1 protein-coding gene is annotated in these 682 nt (G+C 50.4%); it reads left to right on the top strand.

The annotated features are described in order from the left end of the window. A partial coding sequence (locus R7P74_RS26725; RefSeq protein WP_318123682.1) for an enoyl-CoA hydratase-related protein occupies positions 1-662 on the top strand: 662 nt, incomplete at its 5' end. Positions 663-682 lie beyond the last annotated feature (20 nt).

Below are 682 nucleotides of genomic sequence, written 5' to 3'. Positions count from 1 at the left end.
TGCGTTGCTTAGTGCTGCGCAGTAATGGCAAACACTTTTCCTCTGGTGCGGATTTAGCTTGGATGCAATCGATGGCAAATAGTACCCGAAAAGAAAACCTAGTCGATGCACAAAGCCTCGCTCGCTTAATGGAAACGTTGGATGCCTTCCCTCAACCCACCATCGCTGTCGTACAAGGCTCAGCCTTTGGTGGCGCATTGGGGCTAATTTGCTGCAGCGATATCGCTATCGCCAGCCACTCCGCTCAGTTTTGCTTGAGTGAAGTCAAACTGGGATTGGTGCCCGCCACCATTGCACCATACGTGATGCGTGCGATGGGCAATCGACAAGCACGTCGTTACATCCTCAGTGGTGAAGTCATCCCTGCGGTTAAAGCGCAACAATTTGGCATCGCGCATGAAGTGAAAAAAGATAACGAGCTTGAATCATGCGTAAGCGAAGTCGTCGCTTCTTTGCTACTCAATAGCCCAGATGCGATGAGAAAAGCGAAAGCACTGTGCGAACAATGCCACCAAAATCCCATTGATTCTCAGCTTATCCGCTACACCAGCCAATTGATCGCCGATATCCGTGTATCGCCGCAAGGGCAAGACGGTTTACAAGCTTTCTTAGAAAAGCGGCCTCCGAGCTGGGTCCATCAACCTGATGCGGAGGAAGAATGACACTGCCTACTAACGTAAAC

This window comes from Vibrio sp. 2033 (genome assembly GCF_033339735.1).
The sequence above is the reverse complement of the archived record's forward strand: the minus strand, read 5'-3'. Positions and strand labels throughout refer to the sequence as shown.